Source organism: Anaerovibrio sp. JC8 (assembly GCF_002100115.1).
In the GTDB taxonomy this organism is placed as follows: Bacteria; Bacillota; Negativicutes; order Selenomonadales; family Selenomonadaceae; genus Anaerovibrio.
The window spans coordinates 74,212-96,503 of record NZ_ANBM01000001.1; the positions used below are offsets into that span (position 1 = coordinate 74,212).

Consider the following 22,292-nt stretch of genomic DNA (forward strand, 5'->3'; position numbering starts at 1 on the left):
AACAGAAACCATCATGTTAGAACTGGAGTTTTTGGTTTCTCAGATAAATATTAAGTAAAATGGCCACGGCGAACATATTGGTGGTAAGGGCACTGACGCCATAGCTCATAAATGGCAGTGGAATACCGGTTACTGGCATAATCCCCGCAGTCATGCCCACATTGACCAGCACATGGAAGGCCAGCATGGAGGTAATCCCCACAGCCAACAGCATACCAAAGGTATCCTGGGCCTGCTGGGCGATCTTGATACCCCGCCACAGCACCACGAGATATAAAAGAAGCAATATGGTGGCTCCCACAAAGCCCAGCTCCTCGCCCACTACAGCGAAAATAAAGTCAGTGTGGTTCTCCGGCAAAAAGTTCAGCTGACTCTGGGTCCCTGCAAAGAGGCCCTTGCCGAACAGCATTCCGGAGCCTATGGCAATTTTCGACTGAATAATATGATATCCGGAGCCCAATGGGTCCACATTAGGGTCCATAAACACCATGATACGCATTTTTTGGTATTCCTTCAGCACAAAATGCCATATCAAGGGCGCACAGGCCGCCGCTGCTCCAAACATCCAGGCCAGCAGCTTCAAATTGGCCCCACAGGCAAAAATCATGCCAATGAAAATAGCCATAAATACCAGGGAGGTCCCCAAATCCGGCTGCTTCAGCACCAATAAAAAGGGCAGCCCTACATAGCCGGCCAAGGGCAACAAATCAGACCATTTGTTGATTTGCCCAATTTTGTCCTGAAATACGGAAGCCATGCAGATAATCATGATTATCTTGGAAAACTCCGACGGCTGAATGGATATTGGCCCCAACTGAATCCACCGCTGGGCACCAAGAGCAGACTGACCCAAAAACATTACGGCCAGCAGCATGATTATATTGAAGATGTATAGCTTCTTGCCATAAGCCTGCAGCATCTTGTAATCAAAATTCATAAAGAATATCACAACACCCACATTCAAAAGGGTAAAAATGCCCTGTCGCACCACATACCAGTATCTGTCCTCCGATGGGGTATTTATATGAGTGGCGCTGCCGATGGTTATAAGGCTCATGATAATAATGCCGGCTACAGCGGCAATCAGCTCCACATCTATTTTTCTAAGTTTTTTATTTAAAATCAAGGGACTTGCCTCCAAATTTAAATTCTAGTATAGCTTATATATGTTATCACGAACTATGGGAAAGAACAACTGAATATAGCAAAAAAATACAGTGACACCCCATAAAAGGTATCACTGTATTTTAAAATGCTTTTAGAAGGAATAATTAAGGGATACTCCGCCCTTGATACCCTGTTTCTTCCCGGCATAAGCGGTAAGATTCAGATCCACATTCCAAGGGGATTTTTCACTAGGTACAAGGGATGTTCCGATTTCAAGGCGTACACTGCCGCCGCTGGTGTCAGCGCCGCGAATGGCCAGCCCGTTTACTGTACCTGTGGCCTTGCCGTCAAATTCATGCTCATAGGACAAATCGCCATAGAAGTCCCATCTGCTTCCCTTAATTGTATAACGGGCACCCAAGCGGAAAATCTGACTGTTTACAGCATCCAGATTGTAATTGTCCCCATTAACATTAAAGTCCATGGAATTCTTACGGTTGTAGAAATACTTGCCATAAACATCCACCAGATTGCCACCGGCCACAGTGGTCTCCTTGCCTACACCAATATGGAAACCATAATAATTGGTGCGCTGGTCATAGCTATATGCCTGTACATTGTCCCGAAGGAGATTCTTGGCATCATCATGAAGGCTGCCGGCTCTTACACTGCCTTCCACATAGAGGCCCTTATTTGAGGTCCATTTACCCAAAAGACCGCCGCCAGTATAATCCAGGGAACCGTCCCCACGCTGGCCGTTATCATTGAATGTGGAATAACTTCCTCTACCATGCTCAACGAAAGCACCATATTCAAAGGTGGATTTCTTCTGAACATTCTTGTGGCCCAATGCCAAAATAGCATTCCATGTATTTACATTGACATGGCTGCCGGTTTCCTGTCTGAGGGAGCTGCCACCAATCTTTGCATAGGTGGAAATACCATCCTTGCCAATATTTTCCTTGCGGGCCAGACCCTCAGTGGCAGAGTTAATGAAATCATTGCCTGCGGTGAGGGCTACAATACCAGCCTCTCCGGCCACCACTGTGTTATGGGTCTGCTCAGAGGCAGAAATGCTGTCAACAGTGTAAATAATATTGCCTTCGGCATCCTTTGAAACCACACCCACGCCCTCTGCTGCAGTGCCAAGGGTGTACTTGGATTTTTCTTCCACCTTGGTAGCCTTATTGGCTGCTGTCACCTTGTTCTGGTCAAGGAGGGTCATAGTATCACCCTTGCTAAGGGTCTTTACTCCTGTAAAGGCCACCTGGGTTGCCCCCACTGTAGTATTTGACAAATTGCTTGCTGTACCATCAGAGATGGTCAAAGCTGCCTTGCTGGTATCCCAAGGAGCAACTGAGAAATTAAGGGTCTCAAAATTAGAGACATTCTTCATGCTCTGGCCACCGCCTGTCCAGGCAGTTGGTGTTCCATTCAGCATATAGCCAATATTCAACAGATTGCCGGTGAATTCCTGATTGCCACCAAGTAAATTGGTGCTGGAAACATCCGCATCACTGTAGAGATATACGCTGTTATTCTTGGTGGAGCTGTTGCTGTAACCGCCGTATACTCCGCCATCAATGGTTACGCCCAATGTGGTGGAATAGAAGGTCTTGCCCTCTACCTTGCCGCCACCTAAATATACACTGTTGCCATCAGCAGTATTGCCGGCATAACCGCCGATAACACTGCCATTTACAGTACCGCCATTTATGGTAATGGAGTTACCAGTAGCAGTATTATCTGCAAAGCCGCCAATAGCATGCTCCTGTACAGTACCGTTGGAAAGAGTAACATTATTGTTCAGAGCCTCGGCACAGCCACCGCCGATAATACCCAAAACAGAGCCGTCCTCAAAGTTTACCTTGTCGTTGGCAGAGCGGGTCTTACTCTTGCCGCCGTAGAGATAATCCCTAATATTGGCCTTCTTAATGGTTACAGTATTGCCAGAGGCTGTTCCGTTGGCACTGTAGCCACCGTATACACTTCCATTGACCACTGCACCATCAGCCAAAGTAACCGTATTTTGATCCACTGGCTGGTCCGTACCACTGGTCTTGCCGCCATATACATTACCATCTACTTCACCACCGGAAACAGTGGCAGTATTGGAAGTAACCTCACCATCTATAGCATAACCGCCATATACGCTGCCACCTACTGTGGTGTTGCTTACATTGGCTGTATTCCCCTGATTGGTTCCCGTATCTGTTTTGCCGCCGTAGATATTGCCATCTACTTCACTATTGGTAACATTTGCGGTATTATTTTCAGCGATACCTTCCTCGCTGGAGCCACCGATAACATCGCCGCCGGTTCCGTCCTCTTTAATCTTTATTTTGGCATTGGAAACATCAGCCTCGTTCTTTTTGGCTACGCCATCACCCTCGGCCTGTCCACCAACTACACTTTCATTCTTGGTTTCTCCGGATACCACCTGGGTATTTTCATCAATGGCATCCTTCTTTGGAACCACCTCATTTATGCCTCTGTCCACAACATACCACAGACTGCCGTTTTCCCAGTAGGAATGCCCCTTGCCGGACTGGCCTCCCAGAGTAAAGATACCGCTGCTGGTTTTCTTCACCCCGTCGCCAAAATTATTTACAAGAATCATCTTGTCGCCCTTTGAAAGGTTGGCAACACCGCTGAAGGTTAGATTCTCCGACTCAACTGCTGCGCTGTTATATGCAATTTCAGTATCAGGGCGGTTATAGAAGGTGCTGCTCCAGCCCACTGTGCTGAAATTAAGATTTGTTGCCTTGTTGTCAGTCACGGAATAAATAACATTTCCCCCAGTTGAGGAAACTGCTCCCGTAACCTCCCCTGTTACATCGAGGCCCGGAGTGGCAGTATAGGTATAGCTGCTGGAGCCTACGCTGGTGGCTCCAATATCCTTCAAGGTATTATTTCCCTTCAGAAGAGTCATGGAATCCCCTGCCCTTGCAGACTTCTTATCAGTGTCATTCATTGACACGGAGAAGCCGGAAAGGTCAAAGCTGGAAACAGGTCCAAAGTTATAAAGAGCACCGCTCTTATCCAGATATACGGAATCTTTTTGGTAGGTAATTCCACCAAATGCAATATTTGAAATATTGGCAGTACCTATCTTATAAAGGAGGGACTGGCCATCGTCGCTGGAAGTAACACCCTTGGACTGGGACCCGGATAATGTAACCCCTTTATCCGTTTCATTATATGTGCCGGAAGCCTTATAAATAATGCTGTCATCTATATGGGCATCACTAAAGAAGCCATTCCCACCACCATTCATAATGTAAAATGTTGTAGGAACACTGGCCGTAGGAGGAGTGAAACCGGTGCCGGAAACCGTAATCCCCCCAGTTTTCTTGGTCCAATGACCAGTGGAAACATCATAGGCAGTCTTGGTGCTGTCCCATTTGGAAAGATTTACGCTGTCCAGAGTCTTTTTGGTAACAGTATATTTTACCGTCCCTGAATCAGTGGTCACATCACCCGTCAGGGTACCGCCAATAGCTGCACCGTTCGCTGTATTATAGCTAAGGGACTGATCCTTTGGTGAGCCCTTTACTGCAAGGCCGCTGCCAAGACCCGTGGCCCCTGTAATAAGATTTGTGCTCTTCCCTGTATTTATATTATTTACTGCATCGTTGGTAAAGGTAAAGGAAAGATTGGAGGCATCAATACCATTATCTCGCACAGTATTGAAATTATAGGCAGCATCCATAACCCGTGGGTTGTCCCATCCCATGGCCTCAAGAGTAATGCCATCTACATTGGTTTGCTCTTTTTTGTATTGGAGCTTCTTTTTGGTATCATCAACCTTTACTCCACCGGATTTGGTGCCGGAAAGGCTTACCCCTTTGTCCTTGTCCCCGGAAAACCTCTCATTGTCCCTGTATTTTTTATCTCCAGTTACATTGCCAAACTCAAGGTCACCACCGCTAAGGTCCATAATATCCTTATCTTCATCAAAGGAGGTTTGCAAGGTGCCAGTATCCACATCAATACCGCCGGATGTGCCTTTTTCCCAGCTGCCATCTACGGTGATATTTTGTGTACCATCCCAATTGGAAAGATCCACCTTGTCCAAGGTTTTCTTGGTAACTGTATAGTCCACCTGTCCAGTACCAGCAGATGCGGAAGTGGACACTGTTCCAGTCAGGGTACCATTAAGGGTAACCTTATTTGTGGTATCCTCATAGCTGATGGACTGGCTGTGATTTGCTCCCGTCACAGGAAGCCCTGCGGCTAAGTTGGTGGCACCCGAAAGGATTGCCATGGTGTCATTTTTCGCTATAGTATTTACACTATAAGGAGAATTAAAGGCGGTAAATTTCAGATTAGATGCATCTATAGTAACACCCGTAAAGTCATAGTTGGATGCTGCTGTACGCCCATCCTTCCATGTCATATTCCCCAAGGAAATGTTTTTGGCTTGTCTCTGCTCAGCTTCATAAATAAGAGCTGACTTTGTGTCATTCGTCTTGACACCGCCTGACTTTGTACCCGAAAGAGTTACGCCTTTATCCGTATCTCCCGAGAAAGTACCACTATCAGAATATGCTTTATCTCCAGTTATCTCACCAAAGAATCCCTCCTTTGCCGTGATGATAATTCCGCCTGCAGGGTTTACACCGAAGCTCCCTGTGTCTACGGAAACTCCTCCAGTTGGCGCAGACCAGCCATCATCCAAAGTTATGCCACCACTGCCGCTCCAGCCACTAAGATCGATAGTTTTCATAGTACCGCTGTTGAATTTGTATTTCACAGCGGAACCAGAAACACTTATCGCCCCTGATGCAGTTCCCGTGTACGCAATATTCTTTCCATCTTTAAACGAAAGATTCATATCTCCCGGCTGTGTAATACCATTTTCGGTTATGTTTGTTGCATTCGAAAGAAGGGTCATAGTCTTTCCCATTGGGTCTGCAGTGATGTCTGTAAAGGACAGATTGCTTCCGTTAATGGTGGTATTTCCATCAAAGGTATACCCTGTGCCCGACCGCGCAGGTGTAGTTGTATTCCATTCAATGGCCCCAAAGGATACGCCACTGGCATTTGTCACAACACTGTAATCTACTCCCTTTTTATCACTCGTCAGAAGAACCTTATGCGCACCCCTATAAGTTAAGGTTACATTATTAACCTCGTTTGTCTGGTCCTCCGTATCTTGCTTTATGGTGATACTACCTGATTCGTCAAAAGTATGTCCAGTTCCACCCCACCAGTCGAGCTTCAGATTGCTGAAATCAGTAGCTCCTCCGCCGGAAAGAAGATGCATCGTGCCGGAGGTGGCAGCCAAGAACTTATCCTTGTTCGCTGTGATGTCCAGAGTCTGGAGGCCAAATTCACTCGAACTGGTATCAATCAGCCCGGTGGCTGAAAGCACAGTAGCACCATCCACGAAATCTATAAGATGAGTGCCTGTATTGGTTTTCGTATCCGTGTAGCCAATGGCAATTTTCTGTGTGTAACTAACTTTTCCTGTAGTTATGCCTTTTGTGCCAAGGTTTAGAGTGTTGCCTGTGCTGGCGACTCCAGGGTTATTATATGTAGATACATAACCAACCGAAATCTCATCGACATTTACTGCCGCATTAATATTTATGGCATTGTTTTGATTGGTTTTCCCTCCAAAACCGCCATAAAGATAAACACTATCCTTCACCTTCCCTGTTCCGACGCTGTTTATGGTTAGAATATTATCTTTAACTGTAGCACTTTTATCACCTATAAGTACTGCAGCTCCCATCTGCCACGGTAATTTTCCGCCATTAAAAATCAGCTTGTTATTGCTCACATCTCCACAAATTCCTGTTAGTTCATAGACACTAAAAATATTGTTCGTATTGCTTTTAGTGACAAATGTCGTGTTATTTTTTAAATCATGCGTCGTACTACCCGTATCCTGTATAAATCCGCAGGCAATAACCCAGTCCTTAAATGTGTCACCATCGAAATTGATAGTAAGGGTGTCTGTGCTGGATCCTCCTGCGTTTCCATAGAGAACATCATCAGATCCATGAAACTGAGTCATACCAGAAGCCGTGGCATCTTCGACTGTATAAGGTGTCGCCTCTGCCATAGGTGCAAAAAGCAGCCCATTCCCCAGCATCAGGGCACAGGTAATATATCTGGTCAACTTCATATTCCGTTCCTTTTCTTTTTTCGTCATATTATCTACTCCTTCCATGGTTTATTTTTCTTAAAGTTGAGTTTTCCTAAATAAACGCGAAAAAGCCTCCCCTCAGGCCGCAGAGGAGCCCCAATGGCTCACCTGCCCCCTGAGAGAAGGCTTATTTATATCATTATTTACTTGTGTATAAGTATCTATATTTAGTGGACAGATGCCCCCCCCATAAGGACAGTATTAGGCACAAAAAAACGGCACATGTCAGCTAAAATAATTAATTCCTGCCTTTTCATGCCCTGTCCCTCCTTTACGTGGTGAAAATAAATTACTAAATACTTATTATTTGTTACTTCTACATATAATCCAAATATCCTGCAAAAAATATTTTGGGGATAATAAATTCTTACCAAACCATATACTATTATATCGACCAAAATCATAGGAGGACTTAAATGAAAATCCTGCTGACCAGTCAAATGACCAACCAGCAGGAACCCTACTTAATTATTAAGCAACTTTTGCATAATCAATAACGGAAATATCTTGCAGTACAGTTTTTGCTGCTGTAACGATTTTTTCCAACTGCTCAGATACCTTATCCGTAAAAGTTATATCTCCACAAACCTGACACTCCAAACAAGGAACATTACGCACAATTATAATACAGTTCTTATATTCAACAGTAAAAGTAGTTGTTGTTGAAATTTTGTCCCCATCAAAACACGCATTGCACATATTATTTCACCTTCCTTGTCTTATAGTCGTCTTCCCAATGATCCTTATCCGGATGGTATGCTGAAATAATAATTATTTTATGGCCATTATAACCTACCACAACATGAAGAACTGTATCCTCACTAACATTAATACCCAAGATTAAACAAGCAGGAAATGATTTATCTGATTTATTCTCTCCAGCTAACGGATAATCTTCAATAATTTCCCCATTCATTATACAGTTAGCAATATCTTTTCTGGAAATATCCCTTTCCAACATCCTTTTTTGACAATGCACTTTGTATTCAATGGGCGTACCAGCCAAAAAAGCATTTCTTAATTCTTCAATGACCATTTACATATCCATCCTTGCAGCCTTTTTTATATTATAACACAATTACTAGATAAATAACCCATAACCAAACAACATGTTGAAGTTTTTTATAAAAAAACTGCCGCACCAATGTGCAGCAGTTTTGTAGTACTTATCTATGATGTCTCATGTTCTGAACCGGAATGTTGGCTACCAGTGCTACAGAATCATCCACATTCTCCAGGGAAATTTCCATATCGGCCTTATCAATTACCATATACTTGGAAATAACCTGAATGATATCATCACGCAGCTTCTCCATTACCTCCGGTGAAACGCTGGCCCTGTCCTGAATGAGAACCATCTGCAGGCGCTTCTTGGCCACCTTGCCGGATTTCTCACTCGAAAACATGCGCTTTATTGAATCAAGCATTTATACGTCCCCCTCAAAATTTAAATGCTTTCTTCAATCTCTTGAAGAAGCCCTCTTTCTCAAACTCCATAAATGGAATATCTTCACCCAGAAGACGTCCCACAATATTCTCATAAGCCTTGCCGGCCTGGGAATCACTGTCACCTACAACAGGCTCACCACGGTTGGCAGAGGTTACTACCTTAATGTCATCCGGAACCTGGCCGATGCACTTGATGGCCAGTATGTCGTTAATATCATCCATGTCCATCATTTCGCCGCTGTCTACCATGGCAGGTCTGATACGGTTGATGATGAGCTTGATATTGTCCTTTTCGGAGCGGCCCAGCTCACCGATAATCTTGTCGGCATCACGGACTGCAGAAACCTCAGGCATAGTAACAACAATGGCAGTATCCGCACCAGCGATTGCTGTCTGGAAGCCCTGCTCAATACCAGCCGGACAGTCAATAATTACATAATCGTATTCCTTGCGAAGCTCGTCGCAAAGAGCCATCAGATCAGCTGGATTAACCGCTGACTTGTCCTTCACCTGGGAAGTAGGCAAAAGCTGGAGATTTTCATATTTCTTATGGCGAACCAAGGCCTTCTTAATCTCCACACGGCCATCAATAACGTCTACAAGATCATACATGATGCGATTTTCCAGACCCAACAGCAAATCAAGGTTTCTAAGACCGGTATCAGTATCAATCAGAACAACCTTCTTGCCACGCATAGCCAGACCCACACCAAGGTTTGCTGTAGTAGTAGACTTGCCTACACCACCCTTGCCGGAAGTAACAACAATAACCTCACTCATTCTCACAAATCCTACCTTTCTATCGGTTCAATAATAATTTGTCCATCTTTTATGCTTGCCCGTTCGGCAAAATTATTCTTTTCCATTATATCAGGAGAACGGGCTATCATGTTGGCTATACGAATCTGAGTTGGCATCAGCCTATCAGCAATAACCACTGCACTTGTATCTCCCCAGGCACCGGCATGGACCATGCCACGGCAGGTTCCTCTTATGTCTATACTGCCGCCGGCAATTATCTGAGCACCGGGATTCACATTTCCCATAATAAGAACGGAGCCCTGACTGGTAACCTCCTCACCACCACGAATGGTATGGTCAACCACCGTCATCTCCTGGGCCTCCACATTGCCGTCATGCTGTATGGCGGCTTGGGATACAGGCTGAGGCTGCTCCTTGGGCTTGGCTGGTGCTTCCTTTCTGGCAGACAGCTCCACCCCCAGGCCATGCTGGCTCAGTATCTGACCTATTCCCTTCTTCACGGAACGGTCCAGATCAGCTACCTCCAATTCGAACTTGGTCCCCTCTGGGAAAAAGCCTGGATTCGCGTCGAGCTTCTTTTTGATTTCAGCTTCGATTTCCTCCATGCTGGCTGAACTATCCACCAATAAACGGAAGCCATCCTTGCCCCCCTTTATGGTTACTAAATCCCTGCTCATATACTCCCCACCTATCTTTTATGAAGATAAAATGATAAATTTATCGCTTGCCGTTGGCAGCGCCATATTCCTTGCCTGCCGCCGGGGCATTGTTTACAACTGCCGGCTGCTCCTGAGCCTTGTTGTTGGAATTTGAATTGTTCTGATTGTTTTTCCGGGCCTGCTCAGCCTGCTTCTTCTGGCGTTCCAGCTCTGCCTGCTTGGCGGGATCCGGAATATTAAAGGCAGCCTCAAGAATCTTTCTGCCAATTGGTACTGCAGATGTTGCACCATAACCGCCCTGCTCCACAATAACTGCAACCACTACATTTGGATTATCAAATGGGCCATAGGCCACAAACCAGCCGTGGTCACGGCCATGAGGGTTCTCGGCAGTACCGGTCTTACCGGCAATCTCTATAGGAAAGCCCCTAAATACAGAGGCCGCTGTACCATATTTGGCAACGCCCTTCAGACCCTGCTGAACCAGGTGGATATGCTGAGGATCAACCTCCAGCTCCCCCACCACCTCCGGCTTGAATTTCTTTACAGTCTTGCCGTCAGGGCCCACGATTTTATCCACCAGATATGGCTTGTAGCGCTTGCCGTCAGCGGCAATCTCTCCCATTACCATAGCTGCTTGGATAGGGGTTACATTATTAAAGCCCTGGCCGATGGCGGCATCAAAGGTTTCCGCCAAATACCAGTCTTCATCAAAAACCTTCCGCTTGTATTCCTGGGATGCCACCAGACCCTCTGCCTCAAAAAGCAAATCTACACCGGTAGGCTGCCCCAGACCAAACATCCGGGCATATTTTTCAAGGCGGTCAATGCCCAAACGGTTACCCATTTCATAGAAGTACACGTTATCTGAATGGGCCATGGCTTCCTCAAAATTGATGTAGCCAAGGGCCTCTCCATCGGCATTTCCCTTATCAACTATCCAATGCTTACCAGAGTCAAAGATTTTTTCCTCCGGGCTGACCACGTGCTCCGCCAAGGCGGCAGTACCGGTTACAATCTTAAAGGTAGATCCCGGCGGATATTCACCGGTGATGGCCTTATTATCCATTGGATGATTAGGATTATTATTAATGGCATTCCAGTTTTTGGAGGAAATGCCACCTACAAACAAATTCGGGTCAAAGGACGGACGGCTGACCATGGCCAGCACCTCACCGGTCTGGGGATTCATAACAACCGCGGCAGCGGCCTTGGCCCCTACAGCTATGAGCTGCTCATCCACCGCTTTTTCAGCAGCAGCCTGAATGTCCTTGTCAATGGTCAAATACAGATCAGAGCCGGGAACAGGATTCTTCTTTCCCAGTATTTCCACGGGCTTACCAGTAACATCTACCTCCACCTGCTCACCGCCGTCTTCACCACGGAGCTCCAGGTCATAAACCCGTTCCAGACCAGCCTTGCCAATTATATCTCCCATCTTGTACTTATGAGGAGAATCCTTCTTGGCCTCCAGCTCTGCATCATTGATTTCACTAACGTAACCAAATACATGCACAGCCTGTTCCTTATATATGTATTCCCGGATTGGCAGAACCTCCACCACTACGCCGGGATACAGATCCTTCTGCTCAGCAATGATACTGATGATTTCCGGACCTACATCTGTCTTGATACGAATAGGATCAAAGCCCACATGGGCATCAATTTTTTCCGTAATGTCATTCTTTGGCACCTTCAGCAGCCCTGACAGACGGTTAATAACATCGTCAGAAATGGGCTCCGTCAGCGGCAACAGGGACACTGCAAAGCCGGGACGGTTGGTAACCATCAAATTTCCATTGCGGTCATAAAAGGTTCCCCGTGGGGCAACCGCCGGAACTATACGGATACGGTTACCATCTGCCAGATTGGCATAATAATCCCCTTCATATAGCTGCAAATAGCCAATGCGGCCAATGAGCACAGCAATAACCAGCACAATAATGTAACTGATTACCTTGAGGCGGCCGCCGAATTCTATTTCATTTGTGTTCACTCAAAAAACTCCCATACACGTTACTTCTTGTCTGCTGTTTTATTATGCAGCCATCTTACGGCACAATGAATCGGCCAAGCAAACACCAAATTATAACAAATCAATGGTCCCAGCTTAGTATAAAACTGTGTGAACAAATTAAACCGGTAACCCAATAACAGCATTATGGCCCCCGTCATGAAAAAGCACGCCGGAGAGGTCAGAATTGCCGCTGTTACAGGCAATCCAAAGCTGTCCTTCAGAACCCGGGTGGAAAAAATTCCACATACATAACCCACCAGCATTTTTGTAAAGGCATTCAAGCCGAAAAAAGTGCCAGTGGCCAGATCCTGAAACAGCCCCAATATAAAACCAGCGAAGCTCCCTACTTTTTTACCATTGAGAAGAGCCACAGAGCTGGTCATCAGCAATATAAGATCCGGTCCAGTGCCATAAAAGTAAAACATTGGCATGAAAGCGGACTGAAAAGCATAAACTACTAAAACAAATAATAGCCAGGCCAGAAAAGTCTTCATTATTTTCCATCCCCACCTATTGGATTGCCATCCTTGTCAGTCTCCGTTCCAGGGGTCTGTTGCGGAGCAGTCAATGGCTGTGGCGGTGCTTCACGGGAGGCAGTGATAATCATCACGTCCTCCAGCTTCTGAAAGTCTACTGAAGTATATAAATAAGCAATCTCCAAAAGACCACCGTCATCATTCCGTATTTCAGCCACGGAACCGATAAGCAGCCCCTTTGGATATACGCCGCCGAAGCCTGAGGTTACAATAACATCCCCTTCAACTATGTCAGCATTGCGGGGAATATTTATCATCTGAGGCAGCATGGGATCGCTTGGATTACCCTGAACGATACCCGCTACCCTGGACTCAGGACGCTGAACCAGCGTACCAACTGAAGAACGGGGATCAAGGATGAGCTGAACCTTGGAGGCTCCAGGAGCCACCTCAGTAACCACGCCTACCAGACCCTTTTCCGTAACCACCGGCATGTTTTTGGTAATGCCGTCCGAGGAACCACGATCAATAACAATCATGCTGGTCCAGGTTGAGGATTCCCGACCAATAACCTTGGCGGGCATAAGATCAAACTGAACCGCTATGTTCTTATAATTGAGCATTTCCCTAAGACGCATATTCTCAGCTGCATATTCATAAGCCTGAAGGTTCTGCTGACGCAGGGCAACAACCTCCTGCCGCAGCTCCTTGTTCTGATAATATACAGTTGCCACTTCCCATACGGCTGTAGCCACACCGTTCACCTGGGATTCAGCCCAGGTGATAGCCCGCTGAAATGGTGCCAAGGCCGATACAACAGCCGGACTTGTCAACACAGGGGCCATGCGGCCACGGGCAGCGAAAAAAATAATCACAAAGATACTGACTGCTACCACCACGAGCATCCAGGTTGTCTTTCGTGTATTATTATCCCGTCTAATCCTGCTCATTTTATCTCAACTTCTTTGTAGTCATAACAACACGCTTCAGGAGCTCAATGTTCTCCAGGGAACGGCCGGTACCCTCACCAACGCAGGACAGGGCATCCTCGGAAACCAATACAGGCATGCCAGTCTCGTTGCTGAGGAGCTTATCCAGATTGTTAAGCAGCGCACCGCCACCGGTCATCATGATGCCATGGTCCATAACATCAGCTGCCAGCTCAGGAGGAGTCTTCTCCAGGGTGCTCTTTACAGCATCAATAATCTTATATACAGGCTCGCTGAGAGCGTCACGGATTTCGCTGGCTCTGATAGTCAGATTCTTTGGCAGACCGCTTACAAGGTCACGGCCACGAATATCCATGGTCTTGTCAGCATTAGGATTAACAATGGCAGAGCCAATGGTAATCTTGATTTCCTCTGCAGTACGCTCACCAATCATGAGGTTGTATACCCGCTTGATGTACTGGATAATAGCGGAATCCATTTCATCACCACCGATACGGATGGAGCAGCTGGTAACAATACCACCAAGGGAAATTACGGCGATTTCAGTAGTACCGCCACCGATATCAACTACCATGGAACCGGTAGCTTCCTCTACCGGCAAGCCGGCACCGATAGCAGCTGCCATAGGCTCCTCAATGAGATATGCTTCACGGGCACCAGCCTGCTGGGCAGCGTCGATAACCGCACGCTTCTCAACCTCGGTAACACCGGATGGAACGCCTACAACAACACGAGGACGTACAAAGGACTTGGTGTTCATGGCCTTTCTGATGAAGTACTTCAGCATAGCCTGGGTAACATCAAAGTCAGCAATAACGCCGTCCTTCATTGGACGGATGGCAATAATGCTGCCAGGAGTACGGCCCAGCATGCGCTTTGCGTCATCACCAACAGCCAAAACCTCACCACTATCACTCTTTATAGCAACAACAGATGGCTCACGGAGAACAATACCCTTGCCCTTAACGTGTACCAAAGTGTTTGCAGTACCTAAATCAATGCCCATGTCATGGGACAAACCACCAAATAAACTCCACATAAATAAATAGCTCCCTTCAATATAACTGGGTCAAAACCTCGTTTAAAACGCTAATTTTAACCACTGCGTCTTAACAAATGCTTTAACATTGTCTGCTGTATTTTTTGGCCCTCAAAATAGAGAGCCACATGTCATTGTATCATACCTTCCTCTTTAAGGGAAATATATTTATTATCTCCCAGGACAATATGATCTAAAACCGGTATATCCATTAGCTTTCCCGCCTCTATCAGCTGCCTGGTAATGTTCAGATCCTCCTTGCTGGGAGATGGATCCCCGCTGGGATGGTTATGAACCAAAATCAAGGCTGCTGCCGAATTCTGGACAGCCGCCTTAAACACCTCCCGTGGATGAACCACCGAGGCTGTGAGGCTGCCAATGGAAATAATCGGCATGGACAAAATATGATTCTTGATATTCAACAGTATGATTGCAAAATGCTCCCGCTGCTCATGGCGCAGCCTTGGCATTGCATAATCCGCCGCATCTGCGGGACTGCGTACTATGGGCCGCTTGGAGATTGCATTAAGCTCCAGGCGTTTTCCCAGCTCCACCGCTGCCGCCAGCAAGGCGGCCTTGGCTGAGCCGATGCCCTTGTACTCCATAAGCTCCTCTACAGACATTGTAGCCAGAGCCAGTACCCCGCTCTCACGATGCCGGCTCAAGATTTCCTGAGCCAGCTGCATTGCCGACTTTTCCTTGGATCCACTTCCCAGCAAAATTGCCAGAAGCTCAGCGTTGCTGAGTATTCCCGGGCCATAGGCCATAAGCCTCTCCCGTGGACGGTCATCAACTGGAAGATCCTTCACCATTGTCATATAAATCAATCCCCGCTTTCCGGGCAAGACCATCAAGACAATGGAGCGGCAAACCTACGACATTGGAGTAAGAACCTCTGATTCCGTCTACAAACACAGCCGCCCTGCCTTGGATGGCATAGGCTCCGGCCTTGTCAGCCGGCTCTCCAGTGGCTATGTATGCATCAATCTGATCTGCGGATAAAGGGGAAAAAACAACCTCTGTCGTCTCCCATGCCTGCCAGAATTGTCCCTTCCAGGCCAACACAATACCAGTTATAACCTGGTGTGTACGACCGGAAAAGGCCTTAAGCATTTCTCTGGCATGCTCCTCATCCCGAGGCTTACCATATATATGTCCATCAAGGCTCACAACCGTATCGGAGCCCAGCACCGGATATTCCGGATGCTCGGCCGCCACAGCTGCCGCCTTTAAATGCGCGTTTTTTACCACCAGCTGGTGAGGCTCCAGACCGGTGTCAGTTATTTCTTCGGCATTGCTGGTTATTACCTCAAACCGGCAGCCGATTTGTGTCAAAAGCTCCCGCCTTCTCGGGGAAGCTGAGGCCAATATTATCATTCTGCACCTCTTAATAACGGCGGAACAAAATAATGGCAACCACCATACCGATGATGCTCATCAGATTTGGCGTAAAAGACAATCCAAGGGTCACCTGGATTACATACAAATTCAAGGTAGCCGGCGTCATTTCCAACACCGGATAAGTGTGCACCAAAATAGGCATTACACTGGCCAAAGCGTCCACACCGGACAGCAAATCACCGATAATGCCGCCTAAAATGGCACCTATAATTAAAAACACGATTAACGTGCCATAGCTTCTTCTCATTATGCCAATAAACCTCCATTACACAATTCTCCGTTTATAATTATACAGACAGAACCAAATCAAAATCAAGCCATTTCAAACTTAATGCTTGCCCCCTATTTCTTCACGGCAAAAAATGGCAAAAACATCAACAAACGTCCTACTATATAGGTAATTACCAGACCCAAAATGCAGGCCAGCAGATATTTTACATAGACAGGCAGGGAGATGCCCATAAGGGCCCACACCACCAGCATAACAAGGCCCATGTGGGCATAATACATGGTGTAGGAGTTGTCACTGACAGCCTTCAAAAAGCCGTTGGTATAATCCAGCTTGGACTGAAACAGGGCCAAAAGGCCAAATACTGACGACATGGCAAACAGGCTGTGCAGGGCCGACTTCACCACCATAAAGGATGTAGGAGATGTGGTCAGCCTGCCAAAGAAGGTGTAGCCCGTGTAAAACACTCCAGTGAAAATAAATGCCGGTATCCAAACCGTGGCATCCAGCTTAAAGCCCTTTTCCGTAAACCACTGCTTTCTCCAGGCATATACCCCGGCAAAGAAATAGATTACATACAGGGAAATTCTGGTGGGCTGATAAACAAATATCGGCCAAACCTTGGACCAGTTATCATTATTGACCCCCCACAAGATAATATGCCCCAACAGTGAGGGCATAAGTCAATATGGCTATTACCAGGAAAAATATTTTCCCCGGTGCTTCCGGAGCGAGCTTCTCCTTGATAACCGGCTTTATCCGGGCCACCACAAAAAGAATTACATAAAGATAAAACAGGGTTCCCAAGAACCAGTACTGGGTATGGGAAAACAGCGGACCAAAGAAAAACACCTTATTAAGATATTCCGTAAAAGGCAAGGGAACGTGTCTTGTCAAAAAGATGAGATATGTAACTGCAGGGGCCAGCAGCAAAACGCCCAACACCCACGGAATGCCGATCCGCATCAGCTTTGATTTCCAGAAGCTTTTGGCCGTCTGCCGGGAAAGGGACATTATCCCGAAATATCCGGATATAAAAAACATGATGGGCATAATAAAAATATCTGCCCAAACCACAAAAAACGTAAAGGACAGCTGAGGGTCAGCCTTATCCACGGCATACCACCACTCAGGCACATACTGCATATAGCTCATGGCTATGTGGAACACTATCATCAGGCAAATAATAAAGGATTTTAAATTATCCAAAAAGAAAATTCTTTTGGTGCTTGCGGAAATCTCTGACATAAAACAAACCTCACAAAATAATATTATTCAATCTCCTGCTGCTTCTTTTTCCTTTTCTCGTAAATTAAGAAGGAGCCTACCACCACAACAGCCAATACGATGTTGAACACCAGACGGTATGGGTTTTCACTGGCGGTTACCGCATCATGGCCAATCATGGCCTCAATGGCAGTGGATGGCAGCTTGCCGATAAGGGCCGCCAGGGTGTAGTCCTTCAGGCTCATCTTGCTCAGAGCTCCCACTGCATTAAGCAGTCCCGACGGAAGATAAGGCACCAGACGGGCAATGAGCATTATCTTAAAGCCCTCCTTGCCGCTCATATCATCAATTTTCTTCAAGTAGGAATTCTTGGCAATGACTTCCTCCGCCGCATCCCTGAATAAAAATCTCAGCAGCAGAAAGCTGATGACCACTCCTACGGTTTCAGCCAGCCATGCCAGAATTATCCCCGGCACAATGCCAAAAATCAGGGCATTGGCGGAGGAAAAGATAATGGCCGGCGGAAAGCCTATGGCATTGACACACAGCACCAACATAAAGCTGAACACCATGGCCCACGGTCCAAAGGAATTAATATACTGTGCCACCTGATTCATGTCACCGCTGAGACAGACATCCCAAAGCTCATTAAAAAAGTCCGGATTAATCAGATATATTATCAGAAACAGGGTGAGCATAATCAAGACTGCACCTATTTTTATCATGGATGCAGAGCGTTTCTTTTGCATAAGATGCCTCCTAAAAAATCAATACAATTGATTATAACACTATAAGGCGTCCAAAAAAACAATTTAATTTTACCAATATCCCCTTTAAAGCCATAAAAACATTGACGAATAGCGGGTCTGGTAGTAATATTTTAATGGTCTGATACAACAAAATTATATAGGACATTTTTAAATTTTAAATGAAAAGTTGGTGAGGAAAAAATGGATACAGATTATCCTAGTCCGGAACCCCCGGGTAAATTAACAAAAAATACTGAAACCGTATCCCTTTTATCCTGCCATTATTTTATATTCTAAGGTAATAGTAGTTCTTTAAAGGCTTATGGTTTCTTTCAAACCGAAAGGAGTACCATAATGCTCAAAATTTACAAATCCCACGAGAATGGTCCTCTCTATGAGTTAAGCCTGAAAACCCTGGAAAATGGTGCCTGGATTAACATTGTGGACCCTACCCCATACGAGCTGAAGGTAGTGGGCAATCTCACCGAGGTTGAGCCTGACTTTTTGCGTTCAGCCCTTGATGATGAGGAGCGTTCCCATATTGATATTGAGGACGACAGTGTCATGATTTTGACCAATGTTCCTGTTATCAGGGAGGAGGGTGGCTACGATACCCTGCCTCTGGCCATCATTGTTACCGAGGACTATATCATTACCGTATGTCTGGAAGAAACTCCCGTGCTTTCCTACTTCAACGAAAAGAATGCCCGCTTCTTCCGCACCTTTAAAAAGACAAGATTCCTGTTTCAGATTCTTTATCGTTCTGCCACCTTTTATTTGAGCTATCTGCGTCAAATCAGCAAGCAGTCCGATGAAATTGAACGTAATCTGCGTCATTCCATGCGCAATCAGGAAATTCTGAAGCTGCTTGAATTACAGAAATCCCTGACATTCTTTAACGCTTCCCTCCGTTCCAATGGTGCGGTGCTGGATAAGCTTATGCGCCTCAGGACCAATTCCTCCATGCAGCCCATGCTGAAATATTATGAGGAGGATGAGGACCTGCTGGAGGATGTTATCATAGAAAACAAGCAGGCCAAGGAAATGGTTGAGATGTACAGCAAAATCCTTGCCCGTTTGGCAGATACCTTCTCCTCCATCATTTCCAACAACTTGAATCAGGTCATGAAATTTTTGGCGGCAGTCACCATTTTATTGGCTATCCCAACAGTAATTTCCAGCTTCTTTGGCATGAACGTGCCTGTGCCAATGTCTGAAAGCTCCTGGGCCTTCAGCTACATTTTCGGCATTGCCGGTGTACTGGTGGTTATCTGCGGCTATCTGCTGTGGAAACGGGATATGTTCTAAAACAAAGGAGGCTTACCATGGCCACAATGACTGAATCACAATTACGGGCCGGGGTAATCTTTGGCGACAACGAAACCGCCGAATATGTCTACATGCCAGCCAGCGAGCTGGGAGTTGCCCACCCCGTGTGCGTATATGAATATGAGTCCCGCCGGGATGATATGGATCTGGAGGAAGCCATCAGGACCATCCGGCTCCGCAGCCTCCGGCCTACTGCCCATCCCCGTCTGGGTAAAACTTCATGCTAGGAAAGAGGTGTTATCCATGATAGCTGTTTCATCATCAGATTTTCTGAAGGAATTCACCATCTATGCCGACAAGGCCAACGATGAGAAGGAAACCATATTTGTTCAACGGGCCAGCGACAAAAACCTGGTGGTAATGTCAATGGATGCCTACAACGAAATACAGAAAAAATTATATGAAAAACAAAAATAGACTGCAAAAGCAGTCTATTTTTTTATTTAAATATTCAAATTAAAACCTCAGTCAAGAACGGACTTCAATATACCAAAGAGAATCTCCACGTCAACTGGCTTGGCAATGTGCTCATTCATGCCACAGGCCAAGGCCGCCTGACGGTCCTCAAAGAAAGCATCGGCTGTCATGGCAATTATAGGCACATCCTTCTTGCCCTCATCCGGCATGGACCGGATACGGCGGGTTGCCTCATAACCATCCATTATCGGCATCTGAATATCCATCAGAATAATATCATAATGATGTGGAGCGTGGTTAATAACCTTGTTAACTGCCATTTCTCCATTTTCGGCCAGATCCACAAAGAACCCTGCTTCTTCAAGGATGGTGATGGCAATCTCCTGATTCATCTTGTTATCCTCTGCCAGCAGGATACGTCTTCCCATGAACTCTTCCTGGGCAATGGAATGCTCCTCGGTATCTGTATCACAAATGCTCATGGCATTCTTGATGTTCTTTCTCACATCAGACAGGAAGATTGGCTTCTGCAGACAAACAGACACTCCTGAGCTGAAGGCCGCTTCCTCAATGCCGGAATATGCTCCTTCCGTGATGAGGAACATTGGAACCGTATCCCCAACCATCTGACGAAGCTGCTTTACCAAATCAATGCCCGGTGTATCACCCATGCGCCAGCCAACAAAGAAGGCATCATAGCCCTCACCCTTGTCATTTGCAGCCTCAGTGCGACGCAATACATCCTCGGCAGAAAGCGTACTCTCAGCCTTGGCACCAAGTCTATCCAAAATTCCCACAAGGCAATCGCAGGTCTCAGCGGACTCATTGGCCACCAGCACCCTCTTGCCCTCAATTTCAGGCAGGGCCTCCACATTGCCCTCAACATAGAAGTCGCTCTGAAGCTTCATATCAAGATGCAACAACACCTCAGTGCCCACGCCCTGGGTACTCTTAATGGAAATCTGGCCACCCATAAGATCAATAATATTTTTGGTAATGGCCATGCCAAGGCCGGTGCCCTGAACTATATTACTGCCAGTATTGTTTTCTCTTTCAAATGGCTCAAAGATATGCTCCACAAATTCCGGGCTCATACCGATACCATTATCTACTACCTTGAAATCAAAGGATGCCAGATCGTCACTGCCGGAAGGAACCTCACTGACAGTAAAGGTAACATTGCCCCCCTGATTGGTATATTTAATGGCATTGCTGATAAGATTAAGCAATACCTGGTTAAAACGCAGACGGTCACAGAAAATACGCTCATGGACCACATCAACTGTTTCCATGACATAATTAATTTCCTTGGCATCTGCCTGCCCCTGGACCATGTTCTTTATATCATGAACCATATCTGCCAGGGAATGAGGCAATTCCTCCAAATGAACCCGACCATCCTCAATACGGGTAATATCCAGTACATCATTAAACAAGCTCAGCAAATGCTTGCCGGAGGCAGTAATCTTGTCCAGATAGGCCTGAACTCTCTCGAATTCCTGAAGATGGCTGCCTGCCAAGGTGGCAAAGCCAATAATCGCATTCATCGGGGTACGAATATCATGGGACATATTTGACAGGAACTGCTGCTTGGCCTTATTGGCATTCTCAGCCTGAATCAAGGCTTCCTCCAGAAGCTTCTTCTGGCTAAGCTCAGCCTTTATCTGCTCCTCCAGATGCTTCATCTGCAGGGCATTCTCCTGCAAAAGACGGGTATTTTCCAGCTTGGCTCCCAAAATACGGCCTATCTTGGACACTGACCGTCTGTCCTCATCAGTCCAGCTGCGTGTCTGATTATGGGAGTCCATTACTCCCACAAGGCCCCAAACCTCGCCCATAACAACAACGCCAAAATAAAGTATGGCACTATTGGCAAATCCGTCCCCCAAAAAGGACAGCCGCTCACAGCCAATACAGTTATCATCCAAAGCTTTGGTCAGGCTCTCAGCTTCCTGTTCACCAACAGGGAACTCAGCTCCATCAAGCTTGCTATCGGCATCAGAACTAAATTCTGTAATGGAAAAGCTGTCACCCTTGGAGTTTCTGGCCAACACAAAAGCAAGATCACAATCCATGGCTTCCCTGAGTGCTTTAAGCAGCTCATCATCATGTGACCCGGTGTTGTTTTTTCCTTCAGTAAACCGCCACAAATATTCTTTTATACTTGTATCAAGAGCAGATTCCTTTTCCACAACTCCCATAAGGCAAATGCCTCCCCTAAAACTAATGCGCACTAAAACATAGTTATACTCTTATACTTTATTTTCCTAAAATTTCACTCCATAGTCAAGAAAAATAACATAAGAATAACAAAACAAAGTATA

21 protein-coding genes are annotated in these 22,292 nt (G+C 46.1%); 3 read left to right on the forward strand and 18 right to left on the reverse strand.

Annotated features, from left to right (window positions below; translation table 11 throughout):
* Nucleotides 1–16: 16 nt before the first annotated feature.
* The 17 genes from rodA to D081_RS00420 form a co-directional block, all read right to left on the reverse strand.
* Nucleotides 17–1,126, reverse strand: coding sequence for a rod shape-determining protein RodA (rodA, locus tag D081_RS00340; RefSeq protein ID WP_085022151.1), 1,110 nt, complete (start codon nt 1,124–1,126; stop codon nt 17–19).
* 132 nt (nt 1,127–1,258) lie between these two features.
* On the reverse strand, nt 1,259–7,270 hold the full coding sequence (locus tag D081_RS00345; RefSeq protein WP_085022152.1) for an autotransporter outer membrane beta-barrel domain-containing protein: 6,012 nt from the start codon (nt 7,268–7,270) through the stop codon (nt 1,259–1,261).
* Between the two features lie 465 nt (nt 7,271–7,735).
* Nucleotides 7,736–7,963: a type II toxin-antitoxin system MqsA family antitoxin gene (locus D081_RS00350; protein ID WP_085022153.1), complete on the reverse strand. Its 228-nt coding sequence runs from the start codon at nt 7,961–7,963 to the stop codon at nt 7,736–7,738.
* A 1-nt stretch (nt 7,964) separates the two neighbouring features.
* A complete protein-coding gene (locus D081_RS00355) occupies nt 7,965–8,300 on the reverse strand; it encodes a DUF4258 domain-containing protein (RefSeq protein ID WP_085022154.1) in 336 nt (111 codons plus the stop codon).
* 130 nt (nt 8,301–8,430) lie between these two features.
* A complete protein-coding gene (minE, locus tag D081_RS00360) occupies nt 8,431–8,691 on the reverse strand; it encodes a cell division topological specificity factor MinE (protein WP_085022155.1) in 261 nt (86 codons plus the stop codon).
* A gap of 13 nt (nt 8,692–8,704) precedes the next feature.
* Nucleotides 8,705–9,493 (reverse strand): septum site-determining protein MinD, encoded by a 789-nt coding sequence (gene minD, locus D081_RS00365; RefSeq protein ID WP_085022156.1) that lies wholly within the window; start codon nt 9,491–9,493, stop codon nt 8,705–8,707.
* Between the two features lie 11 nt (nt 9,494–9,504).
* Nucleotides 9,505–10,152 carry a septum site-determining protein MinC gene (minC, locus tag D081_RS00370; RefSeq protein ID WP_085022157.1) on the reverse strand — a complete coding sequence of 216 codons (648 nt, stop codon included), beginning with the start codon at nt 10,150–10,152 and terminating at the stop codon, nt 9,505–9,507.
* A 40-nt stretch (nt 10,153–10,192) separates the two neighbouring features.
* Nucleotides 10,193–12,130, reverse strand: a complete 1,938-nt coding sequence (mrdA, locus tag D081_RS00375) for a penicillin-binding protein 2 (protein ID WP_085022158.1) — start codon at nt 12,128–12,130, stop codon at nt 10,193–10,195.
* 20 nt (nt 12,131–12,150) lie between these two features.
* The gene (gene mreD, locus D081_RS00380) at nt 12,151–12,645 is read right to left on the reverse strand and encodes a rod shape-determining protein MreD (RefSeq protein ID WP_085022159.1); all 495 of its coding nucleotides are present in this window, start codon (nt 12,643–12,645) and stop codon (nt 12,151–12,153) included.
* A complete protein-coding gene (mreC, locus tag D081_RS00385; RefSeq protein WP_085022160.1) occupies nt 12,645–13,577 on the reverse strand; it encodes a rod shape-determining protein MreC in 933 nt (310 codons plus the stop codon). Before mreC ends, mreD begins: the two co-directional genes overlap by 1 nt.
* Before the next feature lies 1 nt (nt 13,578).
* Nucleotides 13,579–14,616, reverse strand: coding sequence for a rod shape-determining protein (locus D081_RS00390; protein ID WP_085022161.1), 1,038 nt, complete (start codon nt 14,614–14,616; stop codon nt 13,579–13,581).
* Between the two features lie 131 nt (nt 14,617–14,747).
* Nucleotides 14,748–15,434, reverse strand: a complete 687-nt coding sequence (radC, locus tag D081_RS00395) for a DNA repair protein RadC (protein WP_085022162.1) — start codon at nt 15,432–15,434, stop codon at nt 14,748–14,750.
* The gene (locus D081_RS00400; protein WP_085022163.1) at nt 15,406–15,993 is read right to left on the reverse strand and encodes a nucleoside triphosphate pyrophosphatase; all 588 of its coding nucleotides are present in this window, start codon (nt 15,991–15,993) and stop codon (nt 15,406–15,408) included. Before D081_RS00400 ends, radC begins: the two co-directional genes overlap by 29 nt.
* Before the next feature lie 10 nt (nt 15,994–16,003).
* Nucleotides 16,004–16,264 (reverse strand): DUF4321 domain-containing protein, encoded by a 261-nt coding sequence (locus D081_RS00405; protein ID WP_085022164.1) that lies wholly within the window; start codon nt 16,262–16,264, stop codon nt 16,004–16,006.
* Between the two features lie 95 nt (nt 16,265–16,359).
* Nucleotides 16,360–16,899, reverse strand: coding sequence for a hypothetical protein (locus D081_RS00410; protein WP_085022165.1), 540 nt, complete (start codon nt 16,897–16,899; stop codon nt 16,360–16,362).
* Nucleotides 16,883–17,494 carry an acyltransferase family protein gene (locus tag D081_RS00415; RefSeq protein WP_085022166.1) on the reverse strand — a complete coding sequence of 204 codons (612 nt, stop codon included), beginning with the start codon at nt 17,492–17,494 and terminating at the stop codon, nt 16,883–16,885. Before D081_RS00415 ends, D081_RS00410 begins: the two co-directional genes overlap by 17 nt.
* Nucleotides 17,495–17,517: 23 nt before the next feature.
* Entirely contained in the window at nt 17,518–18,222 is a 705-nt protein-coding gene (locus D081_RS00420; protein WP_085022167.1) for a TVP38/TMEM64 family protein, read from the reverse strand.
* A 354-nt stretch (nt 18,223–18,576) separates the two neighbouring features.
* Here D081_RS00420 and D081_RS00425 point away from each other — a divergent pair, with 354 nt between their 5' ends.
* Genes D081_RS00425 through D081_RS00435 form a run of 3 tightly spaced genes read left to right on the forward strand, consistent with a single transcriptional unit; the run spans nt 18,577 to nt 19,968 of the window.
* A complete protein-coding gene (locus D081_RS00425; protein ID WP_085022168.1) occupies nt 18,577–19,530 on the forward strand; it encodes a magnesium transporter CorA family protein in 954 nt (317 codons plus the stop codon).
* Between the two features lie 17 nt (nt 19,531–19,547).
* Nucleotides 19,548–19,778: a hypothetical protein gene (locus D081_RS00430; protein ID WP_085022169.1), complete on the forward strand. Its 231-nt coding sequence runs from the start codon at nt 19,548–19,550 to the stop codon at nt 19,776–19,778.
* A gap of 16 nt (nt 19,779–19,794) precedes the next feature.
* Nucleotides 19,795–19,968 (forward strand): prevent-host-death family protein, encoded by a 174-nt coding sequence (locus tag D081_RS00435; protein WP_085022170.1) that lies wholly within the window; start codon nt 19,795–19,797, stop codon nt 19,966–19,968.
* A gap of 47 nt (nt 19,969–20,015) precedes the next feature.
* Here D081_RS00435 and D081_RS00440 read toward each other — a convergent pair whose 3' ends face one another.
* Nucleotides 20,016–22,169, reverse strand: a complete 2,154-nt coding sequence (locus D081_RS00440; protein WP_085022171.1) for a response regulator — start codon at nt 22,167–22,169, stop codon at nt 20,016–20,018.
* Nucleotides 22,170–22,292: the final 123 nt, after the last annotated feature.

Coding starts and splice junctions, on each gene's coding strand:
- D081_RS00345 (WP_085022152.1), bottom strand. CDS start 7,270: ATGACGAAAAAAGAAAAGGAACGGAATATGAAGTTGACCAGATATATT.
- D081_RS00350 (WP_085022153.1), bottom strand. CDS start 7,963: ATGTGCAATGCGTGTTTTGATGGGGACAAAATTTCAACAACAACTACT.
- D081_RS00355 (WP_085022154.1), bottom strand. CDS start 8,300: ATGGTCATTGAAGAATTAAGAAATGCTTTTTTGGCTGGTACGCCCATT.
- minE (WP_085022155.1), bottom strand. CDS start 8,691: ATGCTTGATTCAATAAAGCGCATGTTTTCGAGTGAGAAATCCGGCAAG.
- minD (WP_085022156.1), bottom strand. CDS start 9,493: ATGAGTGAGGTTATTGTTGTTACTTCCGGCAAGGGTGGTGTAGGCAAG.
- minC (WP_085022157.1), bottom strand. CDS start 10,152: ATGAGCAGGGATTTAGTAACCATAAAGGGGGGCAAGGATGGCTTCCGT.
- mreD (WP_085022159.1), bottom strand. CDS start 12,645: ATGAAGACTTTTCTGGCCTGGCTATTATTTGTTTTAGTAGTTTATGCT.
- mreC (WP_085022160.1), bottom strand. CDS start 13,577: ATGAGCAGGATTAGACGGGATAATAATACACGAAAGACAACCTGGATG.
- D081_RS00390 (WP_085022161.1), bottom strand. CDS start 14,616: ATGTGGAGTTTATTTGGTGGTTTGTCCCATGACATGGGCATTGATTTA.
- radC (WP_085022162.1), bottom strand. CDS start 15,434: ATGACAATGGTGAAGGATCTTCCAGTTGATGACCGTCCACGGGAGAGG.
- D081_RS00400 (WP_085022163.1), bottom strand. CDS start 15,993: ATGATAATATTGGCCTCAGCTTCCCCGAGAAGGCGGGAGCTTTTGACA.
- D081_RS00405 (WP_085022164.1), bottom strand. CDS start 16,264: ATGAGAAGAAGCTATGGCACGTTAATCGTGTTTTTAATTATAGGTGCC.
- D081_RS00415 (WP_085022166.1), bottom strand. CDS start 17,494: ATGTCAGAGATTTCCGCAAGCACCAAAAGAATTTTCTTTTTGGATAAT.
- D081_RS00420 (WP_085022167.1), bottom strand. CDS start 18,222: ATGCAAAAGAAACGCTCTGCATCCATGATAAAAATAGGTGCAGTCTTG.
- D081_RS00425 (WP_085022168.1), top strand. CDS start 18,577: ATGCTCAAAATTTACAAATCCCACGAGAATGGTCCTCTCTATGAGTTA.
- D081_RS00430 (WP_085022169.1), top strand. CDS start 19,548: ATGGCCACAATGACTGAATCACAATTACGGGCCGGGGTAATCTTTGGC.
- D081_RS00435 (WP_085022170.1), top strand. CDS start 19,795: ATGATAGCTGTTTCATCATCAGATTTTCTGAAGGAATTCACCATCTAT.
- D081_RS00440 (WP_085022171.1), bottom strand. CDS start 22,169: ATGGGAGTTGTGGAAAAGGAATCTGCTCTTGATACAAGTATAAAAGAA.